This window comes from Ruegeria sp. BK1, assembly GCF_056535645.1.
Map to the genome: position 1 here is coordinate 3,048,933 of NZ_JBQFIS010000001.1, position 21,895 is coordinate 3,070,827.

At 50.8% G+C, this 21,895-nt stretch carries 17 protein-coding genes; 8 read left to right on the plus strand and 9 right to left on the minus strand.

Features of this window, described 5'->3' with window-relative positions; genetic code table 11:
* Nucleotides 1-210 precede the first annotated feature (210 nt).
* Nucleotides 211-1,341, plus strand: coding sequence for a hypothetical protein (locus ACR3E7_RS15125; protein WP_480504273.1), 1,131 nt, complete (start codon nucleotides 211-213; stop codon nucleotides 1,339-1,341).
* Here ACR3E7_RS15125 and ACR3E7_RS15130 read toward each other — a convergent pair.
* From ACR3E7_RS15130 to ACR3E7_RS15140, 3 genes are all read right to left on the minus strand, one after another.
* Nucleotides 1,338-4,706 carry a DEAD/DEAH box helicase family protein gene (locus ACR3E7_RS15130; protein WP_480504127.1) on the minus strand — a complete coding sequence of 1,123 codons (3,369 nt, stop codon included), beginning with the start codon at nucleotides 4,704-4,706 and terminating at the stop codon, nucleotides 1,338-1,340. The genes ACR3E7_RS15125 and ACR3E7_RS15130 overlap by 4 nt on opposite strands.
* Before the next feature lie 58 nt (nucleotides 4,707-4,764).
* A complete protein-coding gene (locus tag ACR3E7_RS15135; RefSeq protein WP_480504126.1) occupies nucleotides 4,765-4,965 on the minus strand; it encodes a hypothetical protein in 201 nt (66 codons plus the stop codon).
* Nucleotides 4,966-5,060: 95 nt separating this feature from the next.
* Nucleotides 5,061-5,915, minus strand: a complete 855-nt coding sequence (locus ACR3E7_RS15140) for a M48 family metalloprotease (protein WP_480504125.1) — start codon at nucleotides 5,913-5,915, stop codon at nucleotides 5,061-5,063.
* A gap of 489 nt (nucleotides 5,916-6,404) precedes the next feature.
* Between ACR3E7_RS15140 and ACR3E7_RS15145 the strand changes: the two genes are divergently transcribed.
* Nucleotides 6,405-7,793, plus strand: a complete 1,389-nt coding sequence (locus ACR3E7_RS15145; RefSeq protein WP_480504123.1) for a PAN domain-containing protein — start codon at nucleotides 6,405-6,407, stop codon at nucleotides 7,791-7,793.
* On the opposite strand, the gene ACR3E7_RS15150 is transcribed toward ACR3E7_RS15145, so the two are convergent.
* Nucleotides 7,765-8,721: a glycoside hydrolase family 3 N-terminal domain-containing protein gene (locus tag ACR3E7_RS15150; protein ID WP_480504122.1), complete on the minus strand. Its 957-nt coding sequence runs from the start codon at nucleotides 8,719-8,721 to the stop codon at nucleotides 7,765-7,767. The genes ACR3E7_RS15145 and ACR3E7_RS15150 overlap by 29 nt on opposite strands.
* Before the next feature lie 660 nt (nucleotides 8,722-9,381).
* On the opposite strand from ACR3E7_RS15150, the gene ACR3E7_RS15155 reads away from it, so the two are divergent.
* The 5 genes from ACR3E7_RS15155 to ACR3E7_RS15175 all read left to right on the plus strand — a co-directional run bounded on the left by ACR3E7_RS15155 (nucleotide 9,382) and on the right by ACR3E7_RS15175 (nucleotide 14,484).
* Nucleotides 9,382-9,780: a hypothetical protein gene (locus tag ACR3E7_RS15155; protein ID WP_480504121.1), complete on the plus strand. Its 399-nt coding sequence runs from the start codon at nucleotides 9,382-9,384 to the stop codon at nucleotides 9,778-9,780.
* Between the two features lie 165 nt (nucleotides 9,781-9,945).
* On the plus strand, nucleotides 9,946-10,947 hold the full coding sequence (locus tag ACR3E7_RS15160; protein ID WP_480504120.1) for a helix-turn-helix domain-containing protein: 1,002 nt from the start codon (nucleotides 9,946-9,948) through the stop codon (nucleotides 10,945-10,947).
* Nucleotides 10,948-11,358: 411 nt separating this feature from the next.
* Nucleotides 11,359-11,751: a thermonuclease family protein gene (locus ACR3E7_RS15165; protein ID WP_480504118.1), complete on the plus strand. Its 393-nt coding sequence runs from the start codon at nucleotides 11,359-11,361 to the stop codon at nucleotides 11,749-11,751.
* 92 nt (nucleotides 11,752-11,843) lie between these two features.
* Nucleotides 11,844-13,361: a hypothetical protein gene (locus tag ACR3E7_RS15170; RefSeq protein ID WP_480504117.1), complete on the plus strand. Its 1,518-nt coding sequence runs from the start codon at nucleotides 11,844-11,846 to the stop codon at nucleotides 13,359-13,361.
* The gene (locus tag ACR3E7_RS15175; RefSeq protein WP_480504116.1) at nucleotides 13,345-14,484 is read left to right on the plus strand and encodes a hypothetical protein; all 1,140 of its coding nucleotides are present in this window, start codon (nucleotides 13,345-13,347) and stop codon (nucleotides 14,482-14,484) included. The genes ACR3E7_RS15170 and ACR3E7_RS15175 overlap by 17 nt, the downstream gene beginning before the upstream one ends.
* 397 nt (nucleotides 14,485-14,881) lie before the next feature.
* Here the strand turns inward: ACR3E7_RS15175 and ACR3E7_RS15180 are convergent, their stop codons facing one another.
* The 4 genes from ACR3E7_RS15180 to ACR3E7_RS15195 form a co-directional block, all read right to left on the minus strand.
* Entirely contained in the window at nucleotides 14,882-16,597 is a 1,716-nt protein-coding gene (locus ACR3E7_RS15180) for an adenylate/guanylate cyclase domain-containing protein (protein ID WP_480504115.1), read from the minus strand.
* Between the two features lie 583 nt (nucleotides 16,598-17,180).
* Nucleotides 17,181-17,966, minus strand: a complete 786-nt coding sequence (locus ACR3E7_RS15185; RefSeq protein ID WP_170592131.1) for a hypothetical protein — start codon at nucleotides 17,964-17,966, stop codon at nucleotides 17,181-17,183.
* A 47-nt stretch (nucleotides 17,967-18,013) separates the two neighbouring features.
* Nucleotides 18,014-19,687 carry a sulfatase-like hydrolase/transferase gene (locus ACR3E7_RS15190; protein ID WP_170477051.1) on the minus strand — a complete coding sequence of 558 codons (1,674 nt, stop codon included), beginning with the start codon at nucleotides 19,685-19,687 and terminating at the stop codon, nucleotides 18,014-18,016.
* Nucleotides 19,688-19,701: 14 nt separating this feature from the next.
* A complete protein-coding gene (locus tag ACR3E7_RS15195; RefSeq protein WP_170380012.1) occupies nucleotides 19,702-19,857 on the minus strand; it encodes a hypothetical protein in 156 nt (51 codons plus the stop codon).
* A 106-nt stretch (nucleotides 19,858-19,963) separates the two neighbouring features.
* On the opposite strand from ACR3E7_RS15195, the gene ACR3E7_RS15200 reads away from it, so the two are divergent.
* Nucleotides 19,964-20,920, plus strand: coding sequence for a helix-turn-helix domain-containing protein (locus ACR3E7_RS15200; protein ID WP_480504114.1), 957 nt, complete (start codon nucleotides 19,964-19,966; stop codon nucleotides 20,918-20,920).
* A 362-nt stretch (nucleotides 20,921-21,282) separates the two neighbouring features.
* Here the strand turns inward: ACR3E7_RS15200 and ACR3E7_RS15205 are convergent, their stop codons facing one another.
* Nucleotides 21,283-21,879: a hypothetical protein gene (locus tag ACR3E7_RS15205; RefSeq protein ID WP_480504113.1), complete on the minus strand. Its 597-nt coding sequence runs from the start codon at nucleotides 21,877-21,879 to the stop codon at nucleotides 21,283-21,285.
* Nucleotides 21,880-21,895: the final 16 nt, after the last annotated feature.

Genomic DNA, 21,895 nt, shown 5'->3' on the forward strand with positions numbered 1-21,895 from the left:
CCACGCTATCAAGCTTCAGAGCACGAGTGCGATGTAGCATCCGCAATCTCAGGCACCGGTCCATTGATCCCACATGCCGAAACCAGAACCAGACCCCCGAGCAACATCGGTAAATTCGTTCATTTCCTAGCCTCTGGGTTTCAAGCTAGCCGTACGGGTAAGTTCGGAAAAACGAAAATTCCGAAGACCGTTGAAGACGCGGTTCGACTAATGGCGCCGGTCGAATCCCTTTTGGCAAACTGGCCGCATGGTTTCGAAAATTATGTGAAAAAGCTGCTGCATGAAGGTGATCCCGATGCAACTTCTGCTCCTGAGCGGCTTGGCAAATGGTATCAGCGCCTAATGCGGTTTCGAGAACCGGAATACGATGTGTTTAAGGACGCAGTGGCACGTGTGATCGAGAGAGAATTCAGTGGCTTCCATCCGGGTCGTTTGGCGTCTACTTCATCGAGAGAGTGGTTGCCCGCAACGGAAGCGGCACGACAACTCGGAATTTCTGCACAGCGTCTCGTTGCGGCAGTCCAGAAAAAAGAGATCGCTGGCAAGATCAGTCAACGCGGATTTGGACATAATCAAACAGTCGTTCCCAAATTCGAAGTTCTCAACATTGCAGCAGATCGTCGGCGCTTCTGGAGCGCGGCAGAAACATGTGACTATCTGGGAGTTGGACGTACACAATTCCAATTTCTCAAAGAACTTGGTGTGGTCGGCGAAGTCCCAGTTTCAGATCGGCCACCGCTCGTGGATGGCCGGTTCCACTCGAATTCGGTAGAGGAACTTGTCTTTAAGATTAGAGCATCGGCCACTGAATTGACGGGAGAGGCAGTTTTGTTCAAAGAGCTTACGCTTAATCGAACAACTGACAAGACGGCGCTGAAGAAGCTCATTCGTCTCATTTGTGAAGGTTCTATCGCTGCTGAATTGGAAGATCAGGATGTCCTACTCGGTGATTTCAGGTTCCAGAAATCGGACGTCGAAAAGGTTCTGCGATCTGAGCGGCACTCGTTGGACTGGACTGCAAATGATGTCGCGAAGTTAACGGGTTGGAAGGCTCAGGCGGTGACACATTGGTGCAAGCTGGGCCTGCTCGGATCTCGCAAAGTTCCGCACGGCCCAAGCGAGTCTTTCTTGGTCAGACCACAGCAGCTTGTGATCTTTCAAAGCGAGTACATGCCCGTCGCGACACTGGCGAGGTCAAGAGGTACAACATCCCGAAAGCTACTGTCCGATTTTGAGAGCAAAGGGATTGAGACACATGGCGCGCAAATTGAAGGCAAGACGACGCGAGGGCACCTAGTAAAACTAAGTGACCTGGCTTCGCTGCTGTCTGAGGCCGCCTAGTGCTCGCCCGCGCCATCCGAATAGAACACCACTGAAATGCGCTGTCCAATTGCAGGTTCATGGTCGCGTGAAACCTGCTCAGCTTCCTCGATGACCCGGACCATCTTTTCATGGATCTCATCGGACGCCTGATGATCGCTTTCGAGCTTTTCCAGGATAACCTGAAGCGCGATGTACCCCTTGGGAAGATCCTCATAGGCGAAGCTGTCACGCACTTCGTGTTTCGCTTTTTCCCAGAAGGGATCAAGCTCACGGCTCCATGCCTCGCACACCATTTCCACGGCCGGCAGTGACATATGGCCAAACAGTACTTGATCACTGAGTTCGACACCATCTTTGCGTCCCATAAACTCGGCGCAAGCCTTCATGAGGCTCTCAACGCGAGCGGGGCGCAAGTCCCACTCGGTCAGCTTGCCAATCTGCTCTGAAATCGTCTCTAGCGCTTCAGAGAGATCTTCCAGTGACATGTGGGCGTGTTCCATGCCAAGGCTTCTGGTCCGTTCGTATGCAGTCTCCAGAGTTTGGACACAGGCCAGCTGGTCGCGTTCCAATATCAGGCCTGGCGCAGTATCCTTAAGAAGCAGCAGGCGAGGCGGAAAGAAGCTATTGCTCTTGCTAAATCCTTTGAGATGTAGCGCCGTGAATTTCTCACGGGCCGATAGGAGCGCCAACTCGGCGCCCCAGGTGCCCTGGATTTTGGCCTTGTCGATGAGTTTGTAGCGGTCTTCGGGGATTGTTTGCTTGGTGCGTTCCAGCACGTCGTGAAAGTTATTGTCGCGAAGCCGCCGCGGGGATCGCAGGTATTCAACGACACTCTCGAGGATCAGTTCTGCGTCTTCGGTGCTTTCTTCCAAGACGGCGTCGATTGGCGCCTCCCCAGCCAAAGTTTTATAGTTCTCTATGCGTTGGGCGATTTTTTCGTCAGATGCAAACTGACCTACTGGCACATCAATAAGGTGGTAATTGACGACCCCGAACTCACTATCGATCCTGTCGATCCTACCCAGACCTTGGATGAGCTCTTTCAGGTTCGAGGTCACACCAAGCAACACCAGCGTGTCTGACGACTGTAGGTTGATACCTTCAGCCATCTTGTAAGTCAGAAAAACCGATGCAGATCCTTTTGGTTCGTTCTTTCCTCCAGGTCGGAAGTAAGACTCCACGGACTTGCCCTGTTTGATACGCTTGAAACTGTCGGCGCCATCTCCAAAGATCGCCTTCACGGCGCGATCTGCACCTTTGGTTTGGTTTCCCACGACATAGTTGGTGTGGTGGCCTCTGCGCGAAAGCGCTTCTGCAAAAATTTCGAGTGTGTCCGTCCGTTCTGCGAGAAAGACGACCCTGTCTTTTTCATTTTGTATTCTCAGGCACGCCTCATACCGCTTCTCATCAAGCTCCTTGAGAACACTGAGACCCAGTTTTTGGTTTAAAGCGTCGCATTTCTTTGTGGGTTCAGGCGCTTCTATTCCCAGTGCTGCGAACATGTCGAACTGGTCGCGGTGGGATACCTTTTTCTTCGATTTTCCACCACGCTCGAAGTCGCGAAGCGATTTGCCAATAGCTCCATGAGACATCTCCCAATGGGCTTGGGCGGCACTCACGCGCAGAATGTTCAAAAGGTTTCGGATGTAGAGCTGATCCTGCGTGCTTTGTTGCGTGCTGACGTGTCCGAAGCGGCTTTTCTCGACTGCGGTCACCCTACCGCCGGGCGCAAGTTCTTTGCAGAGAGCCACAATCTCGTCCAGGCGCGTTTGCTGAGGCTTTGTCACCTTAAGTTTCTTCGGTCGCCCGTGGTTTTCTAGTCTTGGGTAACTGTGCTTGGTCGGATCTTCGTCCTCGCCAATGCATTTCCGTTGTCTGCGTGTCAAAAACGGCGAAACCAACTGAGCGAGTTCGTTGCGAGCCTCTCGCGTGAGCGTCGTGTCAGGCTCTGATAGGACGGCCAGTTGCGCATCCTGGTTGAAGATATCCTTAGGAACTTGGGTTTCGCGCTCGAACAATTCACCCATGGCCTGAATGAAATGCGGAGTCATGAAAATGGACGCCCGCTTCTCCTGCATATGGGTCAACCAGTCGACATCCCGGTTCCCGAGCAGCGTTGCTGACAGACAGACATTCCAGCTTGGTGGGGCAAGTTCGATGGCTGAAGCCATTTGAGATGCTTGTTCAAAGCCTGGTGTAACCGTGTGGCTTTCATCGATTATCAGAATGCCAAACTGATCGAGCCTGAGCCCAGATTTTTCTTCATCGCCAGCGCCGCGGAGGTGTTGTTTGGCAAGTTTGCTATTCGCGACAGGTTGGAGCGAGTTTGTCGAATACTTGCGCCAACTGGGAATAACTTTGGGCGGGGCAATTACAGCCGCATTTTTTCGCGCAACGCCATGGACGGGGGAGCGGGGCACGACTTCTGAGAATGTTTCTGACAATGCTTCGGCCAGGTGACAGCCGATCTCTGTCTTTCCTGAACCGGTTGGCGCTTCTACGAAGGCGATGCCATGGTCATAGACGATGGAACACGCCTCATAGGTCAGCTCCTGTTGATACCCAAACAGCGTATGGCTCGTGATCTCTTTTCGGGCGCCAGTGAGCCAGGGTTCAAACCCCTTTTGCTCCGAAATTGTTCGCGCCATCGCGTCTTCAGCGGTCACCGGTTTGATAAGCTTTTCGAGTATCTCCAGCGCCTCGGTATTCCAATCGACAGACACATCCCAAGCCTGCTCGGCGGCTTCTGTGCGTTCGACCTGAAGTTCATGCGTGCCCGCATCCAGGTCATCGGCATACTCGATGTTTCTGTAGAGCCCTGAGTAGGAAAAGTTTGCGGACCCGGCGACGGCACCTTTTGGGGAACAGACGATTTTTGAGTGTAGCCGCCGATCCCCAGATATACCCAACTTGCGTTTGGCAAGCTCCGGATCGAAGACACGCAAATCAATTTTCCCGGTTTTGATGGCGTGTTTTGCCAGCACTGCGATGAGATCGTGATCTTCTTCCACTTGAAGCCCGGAGCGCTCCAGCCAGTAGAGTTTCATTTCTTGGGTGACTGGTTTGGGGTTTGTCAGTCTTTTGGTATTCGCAGTGTCGATCCCGAACGATATCCGGATCCGGATATCGCTGTCGTTTTCCAGATCCCTCAGCTCGGGCAATTCCTTCATCAAAATCGACAGCGAAGACAAGAAGTCCTGATACCCGGTGACAATCAGACAATCCCCAGAGGTGATATGGGGTCGATAAAGATTGATGACCGGCCGGTCGATATTGGTGCCGACCTTCGCAACCGGTTCGGCATCAAGCTCGCTTGCGGGCTTTTGATTTGCTTCGGTGAGCTGCTTTGGCTTGGAACGCAGCCAATCAGGGAGTGAAAACAATGAACAAGACTTGGTTTTAGGACGCTTAGTCTAATAGTGATACCGCGCACATCGTCCTTCAAGACATCACCGGAAGAAACATTCGTTTTCCTGAAACTGTCGGAAATTCGCACCGTTTTTGCGGGAGAAAGCCAGGAATCAAAAATTTTAACAAAGCGCGGCTATGCAGCGGTTCGGCTATTTCCATTTTAGGCCAGCCCCAAAGGAATACTTTGGCTTTATTGCTGAAGAGCACATTGCCGGAACGGGTCTTATCCATGAGGGTAAAAGCCAAATTTGGGCGGCTATCATATCGACCGCCCTTTTTGGTGCCAGCTTTGTGTTTAGGAGTGCGTTTACTCGAAAACGATAACGCTAGTTGGTGGCTTGCTGTAACCCAGACGATTGCCCGGCTTCCATCTTTGCTACCGTCGCCAAAACTGTCGCGATCCGCTTCGTATCCGGTGGGTGCGTTCCCCAGAAACTTAGCTGACCGTTCACCTCTCGTGGGTTTTCCGGCCGGGCAAAAAACCGCACACCTTGAACCGGATCGTACCCCGCAGACTTTGCAATGTAGGTGCCGATCACATCCGACTCCAGTTCGTAGGTTTGACTGTAGGCCTTGCTGCCCAATGCGGAACCGGCATAAACCGCGTTCTGGACGTTTTGCTGGGTTACGGCAGGATCTGTGTAGTGTGAGTGGGCTCCGGCGTATGCTGCGGCCATACCCAATATGAGAGCACCAGCGACAGCTTGTTGCTCCTGTTTTTTGAGATGCTCAGCTAGGTGGTGGCCAACTTCATGACCCATCACAAACGCCAGTTCGTCTTCATTGCGAGCATCCGCAATCATGGGAATCGTGAACACAATCAACGGTTCATTGTTCTTCCCATACGTCTGATATGCGTTGCGATAAGGCGTCTTAGTATCGACCATTATTTTGATGTCACAATTAAAACCCTTTCGATCAGTTGTATGCTGACGGCAAAAATTCTCTGCAACCGGCTCGACGCGGCGCGCTACGCTGTTGAACTGACGCACCGCTTGCTTTGGCGATAGTTTTTTTCCTGCTTTTGCAGTCGTAGGATTGCGTTCTTCGGCGAACATCTTCGCGGCAACTGCGTTATGCGCATCTGTGGCTTCAGTTACCTGGTATGTGGTTCCGCAGGCCGTTAAAAAACCCAGTGCGATTGCGACTGCGCCCATGTTGAGGTGTTTCAATGGTGTCATGTTCTTTTTCACCGGATCGGTTTGATGCGGCTCTCCGTTTCAAAACTGTTTTTGTTGGTGTGTAGAAAGCACGGTTGAAGCACGTTTTCTCATGCGAAAATGCCAAACACTTTTGAAATGCTGCCAATCTAACTAAGTACCAAAAGAAAATAGCTATCCTGGTTTTTGAAACGCGCTACCTTCTATCTAGGAGACTTCCCGTTCGGGGATTCATAGCATGTGGCTGTTGCTGGTAACTGGATGAGCAAGATGGTTGCGACACTGGCTATCCAGCGAAAACTGGCGTGAAGTCCAATTCCAAAGGCTCGCAAATTTGGTTCGAAGTTTCTTCTGCCAAGTTGCTTTTACTACTTTAGGTTCTGTCACCTGAGGGCAGAAATTTGGCATTTTTTGCCTACTCATTGGCGCGAAGTCGAAAGCAGAGTTCTCGCCTCGTACATAATTCAGTATCGAGAAAAGTTCGTGGAGCTAAAAGAGGAGCCTTCAATTATGCAGTTTTCTCAAACTAAGCTTCAGAAAGTGAAGCGCGACTTGCGTTCGCCCACAAACTTCGAAGGAAAGCCATCGCAGTCCTTTTGGTTGATTTCTGGAAGGTCGCGTAAAAAACGTAATGGGGTCTCAACATTACCAAAAAACACAATAAAATCAGTCCTAGATCAACTACGGAAAGTAACAAAATTGCGTTTCGCTAACTCTGTTATTGCAGCTTCGCTTGTTCTATTCCCTGCCGTTGCGGCTAGCGAGCCAGAAGCTTTTGGCAGCTATCACCACTACGAGGAAGTACCCAATGTTCTCTTTTTGGTTGCTGAGATAAAGGCTGGAGACTCATTTGAGCTTCGCAGGGCAATGCGCGACTACGAAATTGATTTGGTTGTGGCTGCCAGTGCCGGAGGAAACGTCTACGATGCGCTCCAGATGGCATCAATTTTGAATGATAAAGGCGTAAACACCTACATTCCTGAAAATGCGCGTTGTGAATCTTCCTGCGCCAAGATTTTTTTGGGCGGAAGAAGCAGAATGGTTCTGGGCGAATTAGGTGTTCACCAGTTTTATTCGGGTGCATCAGACGCAGCAAGTCAAGGCCGAAAGGATGTGACGACGGCTGCTACTCAATACACAACCTCTGATATCATTGGAATCTTGAATGAGTTCGAAACTCCACCGTTCGTATATGAAAAAATGTTCGGCACTACGGAGATGTATTATTTCAAATCATCTGAGAAACAGCGTCTAGGATTAAAAACCGACAATGAAGGCTTCCTGGGTCGGATTGATGAGGTAGATAAATTCCTATCGATCAACCAAGAAGCTTTGAGACAGTTGCGACGTCCGGAGTCTACTGCGGTGGCAGCCGCGCCCCCGAAGCTAACGCAGCCAGTACCGAATACTGAGAAACCTCCGGTGTCAGAGCGAACTGAACGCATTGAAAATACGGACTTTTTTGGCTCAGATCTATACCCCAGCGGCATCCGCAACATTAGTTTAAATAGTTGCGAAAACTACTGCGAAAACAATCCATTGTGTGCTGCGTACAGCTATGTTCACGCAACCAGCTGGTGCTGGCCAAAACGCGGTGTTGAAAATGTGAGTATTGCGTCTGGCGTGACCAGTGCGGTCGTAAATCCCGCTAAAATCAATCCGGATGTTTTCAATCGCCCGTTCATTGAGGCAACAAGTATCGATATTTCCGGCTACGACTTGTACCCAAAGGGGCTGCGGAACATGTCTTTGGATCAGTGCAGACACGCGTGTCAAGCTACAACAAATTGTGTGGCATGGAGCTATGTGCCTAAGAAGTCCTGGTGTTTCCCAAAATATGGATCGGGAAATTATACAAAACAGATGGGTGTCATTTCTGGCGTCGTAAACGGGAATTGAGCATCTCATTCCTAAATGAACGTACGGTTGCGGTTCTTGTATTGGTCCTCTCTGTGGTCAAGTCGCCCGCCGCAAGAGCGTCCTTTAAGATTTCTACAACCGTTGCGGTCGACTGCAATGAGTATCGCTCTCGGAAGTTAGAATAAATCAGGAGATCATTTCCAACCAGAAGCGCTCTAACGCTAGCTTTTTCTGGAACCATAAAATCTGAGACCGCACCCATTTGCATATCATCTGTAATGATCGGGCGTTTGAATCCCAGACCTTCTCTCATTTCAGTGACAGATATTCTAGATAATGAAGTCGGTATAAAGGGCTCATCAGAGAGATATCTGTGGAGTACATGGGAGTTCATGATTGAGTCAGCTAGCCCCGCTCGAACCAGGCGTTCAAATGGTGCTATCTCTTCCGGGCTCCAAGTCAAAGAAACGTCAACGCTTCCTTCATGACTGTCCGAAAATGATGAACCATGACCCGGGAAGTGCTTGAGGCAAGTCATTACACCTGCCGAACGGTGGGCATTGATAAACAGCTCTGCGAACCGAACTACCACCTCGACGTCACGACCAAAGGCTCGGCCAACAGAGCCGATGATAGGGTTAAAGGGGTTTACGTTCAGATCAACCACTGGCCCAAGGTTCAAATTGATACCGGTTGCGGCCATTTCTTGTGAGCGTTCAAAATAGTAATCAAAGACTTCCTCATCGCTGCGTCCAGAAACAGCAAGCTCGGCTGCGGATTCCCATGGCAAAAAGCCATTTTGTTGACCAAGGCGCGAAACTTGCCCACCTTCTTGATCGACCGCGACAATTACTGGCAGGCTTGGCGAAGCCGATTGAAGCAAGGTTGTTAACTCGAGGAGTTGTTCTGGGGAAGCTATGTTTCGCCCCAACAGAATGACGCCGGCAATGCTTTCATTCTCTATCATGCGAAGTAGCTGGGAAACTTCCGGATCGGAAGGTCGTGTTCCTCGGAAGCCTGTAATGACGCATTGACCCGGATTAGGGCTGGGTTCGGCTCGAGCGAAAGATGCAATCGATGATGACGAAGCAGCGATTAGCGCCGGAGCTGCTAGGAAAAGTCTTCGATTAATCATTTACCTAGGTTTACCGAAGTTTTGGACTGGTACTTACGATGACGAGTCGGATCATTTAACTCTTGTTTTGTAGTCTCTCGATTACGAAAGGCCAGTCTGACCGTCGGTTTTTTGTTCAACAAATGAAATTATCCTTCAAACTCATGCCTTCCTCCGACTGCCGCCCAAACCAACTTGCCCTATCGAAACGATAGGATTCAATCTTCGAGATTTCTTACCCTGACGAACCTTGCATCGTTGGAGCAATGATCGACTAGTTTGCACAAAACCCTGACAGAGGGAAAACGGCGCGCGGGTTTGCTTGGTATGAATTAGGGTTCGACACAAAAACGGGGCAAATAGTCTTCGAGAACGGTGAAAGCAGGAAAGAGTAACGTTCAGGAAGCGAGTTTCATTTTGACGCCTGGAGTTAACTCTTTGGCAGAATCTATAAAGAAAACCTTCTCTCAAATCTTCATTTTATCAGAGGGTTAAAGAGAAAGGGTTCTTGAAATGAATTATGAAACTCACATGGCGATTTCGAATTCTGTGCAAGCAGTAATGCTCCTGACATGGCTAGGATTCATGATTTACGGAATGACACGAAAAGCTAGTGCACCAATTGATGGGTTGACGTTCTTTGGGTTTACTTTTGGTGTTCCACTTATCTGGAAGGTGCTCGTTTCGCACGGAATACCGTCGACCTTTGAGACGTGGACCGAGGCGCATGCAGCCAACGCTCTAATTTTGATTGGGCAAGGCTATCTAGCCTACTTCGTGGGAACGGTTTTGGCGCGACGCGCTTCGATGCTAAACCGTGATTGGACCTGGGGCTTGTGGATCTTTATGCCCTTCGCGGTGTTCATGCTGCCGTTCGTTGGCCCCAAAATCCCAAACGCCAAATTTGCCTAATTCAAATTGGCCAGTTCACTTTTCCAAGAGGGCGTGTTGATCAGCGCCCTCTGTTGCCAATTCGCCAGTGCCCGCCTGAAATTCCAGCATTCTGCCGACTAACTTTTTGAAATCTGATCCCTCAGCAATAGGATTTTGGGAAATCGAATTCAATCTGGTGTGATCATGGAAGTCGATGCCTCTCGGCTCACGCATTTAGTCAACGCGTTAGAAAAACTGTCTGGTGACAAAGGCATAACTGAACGCGTGCTCAAGAAGAGTGGTTTGACACGTAAAGATGCAGCTCCAAACGCCAAGTACTACGAGTACAAAAAAGAAGCTCTGTTTGTACGGGAAGCCTGCGACGCCTTAGGCGATGTCACATTTGGAGCTCGGGCGGGGTCGACCTGGCGAGTCTCAAATAGCCTATCTGGTTACATCAGCAAATACTCTAAGGACCTACGAGCTGCTGTGGAGAACACCGCAAGGTTTCATGAGATTGTTGACCCGGCTGTAGAATATAGTCTGAGAGTATCGGGAAACGCTGCGTCCTTCGAAGTGACATGGAAGGATCCAAGCTACTCTAAGTTCCACAGACATACTGAATTTCTGTTGTTTGGAGTGTTGTCCAGAATGCGGGCGATTACGCAAACCAATTTCTTTCCGATAGAAATGCGGTTCGACCACGAGGTTAGAAAATCAGCCGAAAAGTTTCAGAAATTGGCGGGTTTCCCCGTCGTATTTGGGTCGGAAAGTCTTGAAATTATTCTGCCGCTTTCAGCGCTGGATTTGGCGATACCGACCTATGATTTGAGATTGAGAGAGCATCTTACTGAATATGGAGAGCGCTTGCTAAGAGAGCGGGTAAACGGACATCAAACACTTCGATCCCGAATAGAAGGTTTGCTGACGACCTCACTCCCCGCACGAATTCTATCTGCCGATGAGGTCGCAGCCAGCCTCGGAATGAGCCCAAGAACCTTCGCGCGTCGCCTGAAAGAGGAGAGGCTCACATTCCGTTCAATTGTGGACGAACTTCGGTTCGATCTCGCAAAGACTTTCATGAAAGATGATATGGCGTTTTCTGAGATAGCGTTTGCGCTCGGCTATGCTGACCAAGCTGCATTCTCAACAGCTTTCAAACGTTGGACCGGCGTTGCACCCAGAGCCTACTCATTGCTGAACTGATCCAGCTCTTTGATTGTGAGCTTAAATGGCGCGCGCAGGGGATGCTCGTTAGCACATTCTAAGAAGCCGAGTGCATCAACCGGCAAATTAGCCGATTGTGTTTCTGAAAACCCTTCTGTTGATTTCTTGTCTGAAGTCGTTGATGGCGCAGAAGTTCCTAGCTTTCAGTGAAAGTAGGAATCTGCCCGGAACTGGCATGACAAAAAAAGCTTTTGGCCGCATCTCACAATCAATTTGGGAGAGAATGGGTCAAATGCAGTCCAGTTCCGCTGTATCGTCGAACAGGCGAAGCTCGACGGCGAGGAGTGCGGCGGGATCAGGGGGCGTGGCACGCAACAGAACACAAATATCTGCGTAGCCCCCCCGCCGATCACCTATGGTGTGCATGTTCAAAAAATGGAGAAGAAATAGATGCTGCGATTGGCATTCATAATTTGCTTCTTTTCGGCGAGTTCGCTCTCTGCGGGGAGCTTACAGGTTCGCGACGCTGATACTATCGTGGTGAACGGTACACCTGTCCGACTACAAGGTGTCGATGCACCCGAACTCGGCAGCTTCGCTGGTAGGAATGCGAAACGTTGGATGGTGATGTTTTTGAATGGCAAGACTGTTGAGTGCAAACTCAACGGAGAACGAACGTACGACCGGTATGTGGGCGTCTGTTATGCGGATGGGCAGGACGTTGGCGCCGCGGTTATATCTGCTGGCCATGCATTGGATTGCGCACGATACTCTGGTGGTCGCTACCGTCATCTGGAAACATCCGCGGCAAAATCTCGACTAAGACGCGCAAAGTACTGTTGAACGGCACAATTCCTCAAGCCTCTGGCAGGAAATGAAAAGTCAATTCCTAGAGCGAACTTATGTAAATCAAAGGTTTATGTGAGGTCGCTGTTATGAAGGAAGAAGTAGAAAACTCTGGAACCGAAAACGTAGGCGGGCTCGCCTCGGATTTCGTGGGTCAATCTGACGTCAAAAGTCAAAACCTCGGATACGCGCGGAAGCTCATCCGGCTTGCCTGGGGAATTGAGCTTATTCTGGTGTCTGTCGGTTTGGGAATTGCATTCGCACAGGCTTCAAGCATGCCAGAGGACAGTGGATTTGCGCAGACGTTTCCAGTCTTCGGCGTTTTTGTTGTTCTTGCTGCCGTGGAGTTGGCGAAGATTCCAGCAGCGACTGTTGTTTTCCATTCAAGACGCTGGGCGCGTTTGTTCGCATCCGTTGGGCTTTTGGTGGCTGCACTGATTTCTTTCGAGACGATTTTCAACGGATTCGAGAGGTTTGTTCACGTCACCACCACGCCAGTAGCAGAAGCCAAAGCGGAACTGAGGGAAATCAACGGCGAAATCAAAGCTTTGTCGGAAGCCGCCTTGCAGGATGAACTTGATGGAACAAAGATCAAGGAAGCCGATGCTGAACAATTGGAGAGCCTTCGCACTTCGTTGGCACTGCGAGAAGAGGCACTCCAGCGCGCAAAGCAAAGTCTTGAAAGCTTAGAGACAAGAGAACTTCGTTCTCAGCTAGAGCGCGTGATCCAACAGCAAACAGAAGCCGGCGATGCGGCCGCAGACGCATGGCAAAGCGAGCAAGACAGCATCATGTCTCGCCTTAACGGTTCAGCAATCGACCAGCAAACTCGGGCCCAATTGAATGCCCGTATGAGAAGCATGCCGGCCAAGCAGACAGTTATCTCTGAAGCCCGCGCACCATTTGACGCCGAGGTCCAAAAGCTAAACACGGAAATCGAAGCATCTATTACAGAACCTGATCCGCAGGCCCTGGCAGCGTTGAATGATGCTCAGACCGCAAGAAACCAAGCAGCCGAGCGGTTGTCAGAGTACGAAGCCGAAAGTGCAGTGCGGGCTGCGGAGCGAGTTGAGGCGCTAGCAAAAACTCAAATGCATGCTGCCGAACGTGGTGCCAAAATTGAGGTGTTGGAGGAAAAAGCGGTTACGAAATCCGCCGACGTCGAGGAGCTCTCCAACCAGTCTCAAATGCACCGTTGGGCGTCGTTTGTCTTTGGAGTTGAGCCGTACGAAGTTTCCGAAGACCAGGCCAAGCAGATTGGTGCCGCGTTTGGGGTATTGCTTGGGGTCGTGGGCGCTTTGACCGGCGCAAGTGTTGCCCTCTATGCCGAGTGGTTTCGCGTACGTGGCGTGAAACCTGTCGTGCAACGCGTTGAGGTGCCGGTTGAAGTCACTGTGGAAAAAGAAATTGAAAAGCCAGTCGAAATCGAGGTGCCCGTAACGAAGTTTACTTACGTACCTGTTCCTGTCGGTGAAAACGTACAGGGCGCCTTGGATGCCATCCTCGAAGCCCTTCCTGAAGAAGCGGCAAACGAACTAAAAACTCAGCTCGCGGCTTCCCAAAAAGATTCTGATAGTGAGGAGATTAGCTATGCGCACGCAGCATGATACGCAGATGCTGGAATCCGTTGTTCGGTCCATGTCAGACAAGATCGCTGAACCAGCAAGACAAGTTCGCGAAGCATCTGCTCGTCTCACCAGAACAGTTGAAGCCGAAGCTCAAGTTAAAATCGAGCACGCCGCCGCACAGTCCAAGCGTCGTGTCCTTATTGCAGAGGGAATTCGGTCCTCACTGATTATGATTGCTGCCGCAGTTTTAGTTTTGGCGATTGGTTTTGCTGTCAGTTGGATAATGAAGTCAGAGTCCGAAGTCCAAGTAACAGAGGCCTCCGGTGCGACTGCCACTGAAGTCAGTCCTTGGCCCGCAGTTGGAACTAATGAGAAGTCCGTTGATGGAGGAGTAATAACAACCGACTTTACTATTTTCAGGGAAACATCAGTCATGTTGGGAGGTACAGAATTTCCTGTGACCGCCGGGCATTCCTTCAAGCACGAAGAAGACAAGAACTTCGATACAGCCTGGTGCTATTCGAACATCTATGCGGACGGGTTGAATCTAAAAATTAGCCTCGGGAATCTCGATCCAGGTGGAACGCCGCAACAAGCTTTTGTGTCGAATGCTACCCTGTCAAAAGCCGGGATTTCCAAAGGTGAAGCAGAAAAGCTCTTCCGAAATTGTCCTTGGCTGAACGGCAATCCTAATACGGCTCAAATACCTGAAAAGGGTAAGAAATACAGTTTTTCCGGAGAGGTCACTGCGGAAAGCGTGGACGCTTTGATCAATGCAATTGGTCAAGGCGCGAACGTCATAGAGTTCTCATCTCCTGGAGGTTTAGTAGACGAGGCTATTCGCGGACATACGGCTCTTCGCGACGCAGACGTAAAAACCGTTGCGACTGGTCCGTGTGCGAGCTCTTGCACTTTGCTTTTTCTGGGAGGCGCAGAAAGGGATGTGGTTGGAAGCGGTTCAATTGAAGTTCACCAATGGCGGACAGAAGTTGGTGTGTCGGATGAGGCCGACTCCCAACTAACCTCAGCCATTCTCGTTCACCTGTTTTCAGCGGCTGGGGTTTCAGAGGAGTTTTTTGTGGCTGGAGCGTCTACACCGGCCGACCAACTTTACAGGTTATCCCGAGCTGAGCTTATTAATTGGGGCGTTGTAACTCATTGACGGCGAAGCTGCTCTGCTACTGTGGTGTTGGAATTGCGCAGTCGCGTTCCCGCGGAAAACGTCTTCACCGCGAGTATTTTTGAGGAGCACAACCTGCCGTGGCGGTATGGTCTATTTTGCTTAACTCGCGCCAAAAAAAAAGAAAGCGACGGCAGTCTGATACAGACGCTCAGAGCTATTTGGATTGCGGATTTCGCCCTGATTCAGTGACTGTTTAAAATTTAACATAAGTCGCAATTATAGAGCGGTTGCAGTCTCGCGGGCCAACCACCCGCTGCACCCTAGCAACGGTCAACCGCCAAGGCACCTAGAAGCGCAAGGCCATCGCGAACCCGAATCGGAAACGTGTGAGATCGGTTTCCATCACAAACCAACCTGCTACTGCGAAACCCTGCTCTTATTCAGGCAAACCGGCTAGTCGCAAAGACGCACAGTCTTTCTCCAGCCTTCCTCTGTCAGAGAAAAGTTGAGTTTTCGCCCAGTCCGATATGGAAAACTGAGGGCGGTATTTCATCACATTCCGTGCTTCATCGCGAGCGGCCTTAAGGTTCTCCGTCTCTACATGGACGATTACGAGGTCGAGGTGACCAAAGCCTTCAACCCTTTGACCATATTCGGTGAATGCTTTCTTGGCTTCCTCGTATTGACCGTCAAGTCGAAGGGCTAAACCCAGAACGCCTGCATACCAACCTGGATAGTGAGGGTTCAGGGTAATGGCTTGTTGTGCGACTTTGATCGCTTCATTTGCCTGGCCATTGAAAGCTAGGGTGATTGACAGTCTGGCAGCCACGTCAGCGTGGTTCGGATTTAGCGCTAGTGCCTCGTTGAACTTCTCGATAGCCGAAACCAGCTTGCCATCGATTGCGTCTGCAAAACCCGCAATAGCGTGAGCCTCTGGGTTATAGCTGTCTATTTCCAGAGCCCGCTGAGCGCAGTCACGAGCCTCCGCTAGCGCGGCACGCCGGTCAGCAACAAATCCATGTCGTGCTTCGACAGTGCAAATGAATCCCAAAGTACAATACGGAGCCGAGTAACCCGGGTCGAGTGCAATTGCCTGTTGTGCAATTCGGCGAGCGTCGGCCTGAGCTTCCCTAGTAATTCTGCGCGAGGCCTCCACAGCCTTTAGTTGAGCAGTCCACGCGCCTAGGTTTTTCGTGCCGGATCCTCTGAAACGAGCCATTTCTCCCGCCAACAGTTCGACTTGAAGCTCGGTTGCAATCCTAAGTGCGATTTCATCCTGAACTTCGAATACATCTTCAATGAGGCGATCATAGCGGTCTGCCCAAATATGCATGCCGGACTTTGCATCGATTAGCTGTGCTGTGATCCTCACCCGGTTACCGCTTTGACGGACACTTCCCTCAAGAACAAGATCGACACCCTGCTCCAGACCGACCTGCTTCACGTCAACGGATCGACCTTTGTAGACGAATGTAGAGTTACGCGCGACGACCAGTAAATTCGGGAGTTTTGATAAAGTGGTGATGATCTCTTCGGTAATGCCATCTGCAAAAAACTCCTGATCGGGGTCAGAAGAAAGATTATCAAAAGGTAGGACGCCGATTAGCTGAGACTTTGTATGGCTAGCCGGAGTTACTCGCGGTGGGGCAGAACCTGGCGGCGACCATTGAAAGACTTCAATTGGTGACGGCGCGTTCTTAAACTGTCGCTCTCCAGCGCGATGAAATTGCTCAGCGAGGCGCTCGTCAAGGCTGCGATGGACGACATCTGAAATTAACACAGCCCCTTCGTCGGAAGCCTCTTGTAGACGTGCGGATAGATTGATGCCATCGCCGAAAATGTCATCTTCGTCGAATACAACATCTCCAAGATGCACGCCCACTCGTAGTTTCAGTGAGGACTGAGTTGACACCTGGCTTTGAAGATCAAGGGCGCATCGTACTGCATCAGATACCGAGTTAAACTCGACGATCCATCCATCACCCATCCTCTTAACGACATTACCGCGATGATCGCTAACCAAGGGATTAAATAGCTCTCGACGTAGAACACGAAGTTCGCTGAGAGTCCTATTTTCATCTGCCTTAATCTGGCCTGAGTAGTTTACTACATCGGCCGAGAGTACTGCGGAAAGTCTGCGGTCTCCATTCATGTCTATTGGTAGCGCAAATTACGTTGCTTGGAAAAGACAACATGACCTCCTGAACGTCGCGAATTTCCCAGTCAATGGCTTGGTGCGAAACTGTAAACTGAAAAGCGTGACTGTGAATGTCTGCTTCGGGCTGCCATCGGCCGATCCGTACACCGCAGAGAATGATCTATTAGAGCCCATTTTGACCGATGCTGCGCGATGTCCTAATGACAGCAATGCGCAGACAGCGGACTTTGCAAAGTCTTGGGTACAGATCGTAATAGAAGTCTCTTTTCTCAGAACTCTGGGCCTGAGCATCGCTGGCTGGGGATTAGAAGCGCGAACAACGGATTCAGTTTCAAGGTTCAAATCCATCTCAGCGGATCGCCCAGAGACTGTTGATCTTCCCCGCGTTCAGAGCGGAGCGACCAGGTAGAATGATGCGGCGCGAGTGACGCCAATTTATTTCCTACCAACCCGGCGCGGGCAGGGATTGGCTCAAGGCAGTTCCAGGAAGGGTCAAGATAGGCGCAGAATACAAATGGCTGAACAGAGTTCTGGACTGTGACATAGATGATCTTCGCCGAGGTTGGGTGTGGGTGAACTAGTAGTTGAAACGCAAACCCAAGCCGGCACCTTTATCGTAGGGGCGGTCGGAACCTATACCGATTAGGAAATCAGCATAAATTGCGATGCCAGGACTGAGGTTCTTGCCAATCTGGAACTCAGCGGTCGCTGGCCAAGCATCGTTCTCCCAGTCATATGGTGCTTTGATGTCAGCCTTGGCCCAGTACCCATCGCCAAACGGTTGTAGCGCAATCAACCGCATCGCAGTTTGGTTTATGTCCGTCGGGCCATTGTATGAAGCAAAATGCTGGAGCAGTGGGATCAGCGTCAGCCCTGATTTTGTGTTTGCAAAGGCGAACCCGCCAAAAGGCGCAATTTGATCGGACCCGGTTCCGATCCCTTTTTCCGGGTCGCCAAAGTCCAGAATCCACTCCAGACCAATGGCCGACTTGATGGCCCACGTTTCGTTGAGCGGTCTCTGAGAAGGGAAATAGATCGCTTTGAGGCTCAATTTCTCGAAGTCAGTGAACCGAGTTCCAGTCACATCCGTTGAGTTGTAGTGCAACTCATATTTCAGTTTCAGATCAGGCCGCAGCATGTATGCGCCATCTATAAAGGCGTCCTGCTTGTCAGCACCGTTGCCCAAATCAAAATACTGATACCGGATGTCCGTGTTATTAACTGCGGCCAAAGGGTTTGAAGCGTTTTCATCGGCGATTGCTGGGGCCGCAACAATGCCAGTCGCCAATGCAAGGACAAGCGCTTGGATTTTCATATTGTTTCCAGAATTTTTGTTGTGGATGCCAAGCCCCACATCAAGCATATCATTATCTGATGCGGGGCTTGCATTACTCTTATCAGCTTCACCCTTTAGTCGGGCTGAATGTCCCGCTTGGCGACAAAGGCATCCACCGCTGCGACGGTTTCAGGACGAAGGTTCACGATACCTTCATAGGGACGTCCAGTCGCGGCCGGTTGATCGGGGTACATTTCCTTAAATTTCAGGTGGCGGGCAATAATGCGGTTAAACTCATGTCCAGCCCATGCTCCGATCTCGGTCGATACGCTCTGTTCTTCGCGGGGGTCGCGGAACAGGTTGTAGAACTTGGCCACGATAGCATTTTCACCTTTGGCCGGAACTTTGAGTTTGATGTGTTCCTTTACCACCTCTTTCAGCGAATTGATCGAGTAGATCAGTACATGATCCCTGCGCCCATGCGTATCGCCAATAAACATCAGGGACGTCTGATCGACACCGTCAATGATCCGGTCGCGGGGGATGGCATCCATCGCTCCGCCGATACGCGCAATTGACGTGAACAAATCAGAGATATGAATAATGTCAGATACAATCGAGTCTCCCTCGATCAAGCCGGGCAGGCGGGCGAACGCATCCACCCGAACGCCTCCTTCAGACGTATCGGCCTTGCCGCCCCGGAAGACCAGCGGCGAAAACCCACTGCCGGGGGCATATTTGGTGAAGTGACCGTTGTCGCCCATCAAAACGATCAGGGTATTGTCCCTAAGCCCCAGCGCATCGACTTCGTTCAGAATGACCCCGATCCATTCATCCAGCTCTTCCATGCTTTCAACGAATGTACCGCCGTTGGGTGTCGTGAACGCCTCTCTCGTCGTGCGCGTTGTCGACAGAGGGACAAGCGGCCAGTATTGCAGGAAGAACGGTTCATCCCGTTCTGCTAGCAGGCGCAACTGTTCCATCGCCTGTGCCTGATAGCGGATGTTCATTTCATTATATTTGTCCTGGGTCCATTTCTCACCCGGTTCCATATGGACTTCGCGGACCTCCCCGCCAATAACAGCTTCGAGGCCGGTAATCATGTGTCCCGGATCAGGGCGAAACCAATCATCCAGCGTGTATTTGGAGTTGTAGTTGTCTTCCCCTATGGCCATGGTGATTTCTTCCTTGGCTGCATCTTCGTTGAAGATGGCCAACTGGCCCTGCTGATGGATGGGGAACGCGGCGTAGTCAAAGCCCTGATAAGTAGGCCAGGATTCCTGAATGTCGCCCATGTGCCATTTGCCAACATGCGAGGTGTTGTAGCCTACGGATTTCAGAACTTCGGCAATTGTGACTTCTTCATCGGCAAGGCCAAAACCTGAAATATCGACGGCGGTATCGCCCATCCCATTGCGATACGGCTGGCGACCCGTCATGAAGGCGACCCGCGACGGTGTGCAGGACGGCTCGGTATACATGCGCGCAAACCGCATGCTTTCCTCTGCGAGCGCGTTGATATTGGGCGTCGAATACCCGCGTATCGCGTTCATCTCGGGCATACCCATGTCGCCAAAACCCATATCGTCAATAAGGATGTAGAAGATGTTTGGAGGGTTCCCTCCGTTTTTCTCACGAAAATCGGCCAGCAGTTGGTCAACCTGTGCGTCGTTCTCGACCCAAACGGCTTCGTTTTGCTGCTTCAGGACATAGTATTCCGCATCATGCACGATATTGCTGTCCTGAGCTGCCGCCGTGATAGCGGAGCCGGTAAAGACCAGCGCTGAGAGGAACAGTTTTGATTTCATGAGATATCCCTGTTTCATGATTTACTTGTTTTCAGACCTTCAAGGATCAGATGATGGCAAAAGGTTGAAAGGGAGAGTTCGCTGTCTTCAGCCTGTGAGCGCAACAACTCTTTTTCGCTTTTGGTTAGCAGCGTTACGACGCGTTCGGTGCGCGCAGTATCGTCAGGCAACGATGGGCGTCCGAACCTCTTCCCTCTCGATTTGTCTGCTTTGTCTTGCAATTGTCCAAGCCTACATATTCGAATAACATTTCATGAAAACTACCTGCGAGGCGGAATGGACGACATCAAAAAACGATCAGCCCCCAAAAAAACCTGCGCCCCAAACACACTTTTTTTGCAGGACCCTTCGCAATTCCGCGAGCTGTCCCAATGGGATGTTGAGCTACGCCAAATTGAGGAGGGAACTATGAACTCTTCGGTATCCGTTTGGGCAGGTCTTGACCTTCAAATGATTGATTTGTCGTTTGATAAGGCTGTGTACCAAACTGGTGTTTCTCGCCCTGACATTCTAGCGTTTGGCTTACCAGACAAAGGGAGTGTACGGACTTGGCTTAACGGCTCACCCTCAGACACCGCTCTGATGAATTTTGGTAGCGGAGACCCTTTTGAAGGCATGAGCAATTCAACGCTCACAGGCCTGACCTTTGGCATCGACATCCGAAGGGCTCAACGGATCGCCGACGATTGCGGTCTTGATATCAGCACCGTGCGAAATGACGCTTTAAGATCTTTCGTTAGCGACGCTGGCAAGCTTCATTCCTTAGTCAAAAACAAAGCGCGCTTTCTAATTGGATCAGCGGCCGGACCAAGCTCTGATAGCGAAGAGAGTGATATGATCTTAGAGCTTCTGGAAATGCTGGTGGTAGGCGAAAAATGGGGTGATCGGCGAAACAGTAAAAATAGAACCCGTTTAGCACAACAAGCCGTTGAGTTCATGCGGGCCCATTTGATGGATAACGTTTCAATCGGTGAAGTATGTGCAGATATTCAGGTATCTGCATGCACTCTTCGTCGCGCGTTTCAGGACACATATGGAGTGAGCCCCAAGCAGTTTTATCTAAGAGTCCGTCTCGGTGCTGTGCGCCATGAACTGGTATCCTGCTCGCCAAAGGAGAGTATATCGGACATCGCAAACGCTTACGGATTTTGGCACATGGGTCAGTTCGCGCGAGACTACAGAGCACTCTTTGGACAACTGCCGACACAAACGTTGTCAGGCAAAATGAACTGAAACAGAGCTTGGCAACAGTCTTTGGCGCAAAGTTTGTGTTAAGCAATTGTAGTTGCGGAGCCACTGTCAGAGTTCAGTGGCTAGCGACGCTGAGACCTTGGCAGTACGCGGCCTAACTTGTCCGCAACACGAGAATTGCAAAGTCGGATTTTGTAGGTCCGCTTCGGGCTGGTTGCGGTCAACCATGCTCATCGTAGAGACTGGTGGTACATAGTTCCGCAGAGCAGTGCTGGGGAAATGCTTATCCGGGGCGCTTTGGTTCCTAGCAGGAGAGGCGCTTAGAAGAAGCACGCACTACTACAACTACAGTCGCCACAGACTTCTTATGTCAAATTTTGGTTAATGGCGGCAGGTAAGCTGTACTAGCGGTCTGGGTCTGTATCGAGCTTGCCCCAGAGATCATCAACCATATCTGAGAAGCCATCATTCGAGGCCTCCTTGGGCAGTAGACCAGCTCTTCGCCGGCGTTCGACCTCGGCCATTAGTTCTTCCTCTGTGGCTGATTCAACCACATCACATCGAAGAGTTTCAATCTCGTCCGCTGTCCACGACTCAAATTTGTCAGCGTAGAAGCCTAGGGAATACGGCTCGTCATCAGACATCTGCTTGATCACAGCATTCCAATCGTCATTCTGGTTCGATTCCTTTTCTATCCACTCGTCTGGTTCGCGAATGGACTCACGGATCAACGACAGCAGCTTTGCCTGAGCGCTTTTTTCACCAGCACCAGTCCCTGCAAGCCAAAGGTCTGCGATCTTGCGAACAAGCGACCAAACAGTTTGATTTCGTGGGTGGTCTTCGATTCTACCGCCAAGGCCTCGTTCTTCAACACCGAGCTGTTCAGATGCCCTCTCATTCATGCGGATATTGTAATCAGACACGTCAGCCAGATCTGAAGCGTTCTCAGCAATGGCTCGAGCGACCTCGTTTTCGCCGACATAGACAACCACCTTCAACATCCCGCTACCCCTTCCT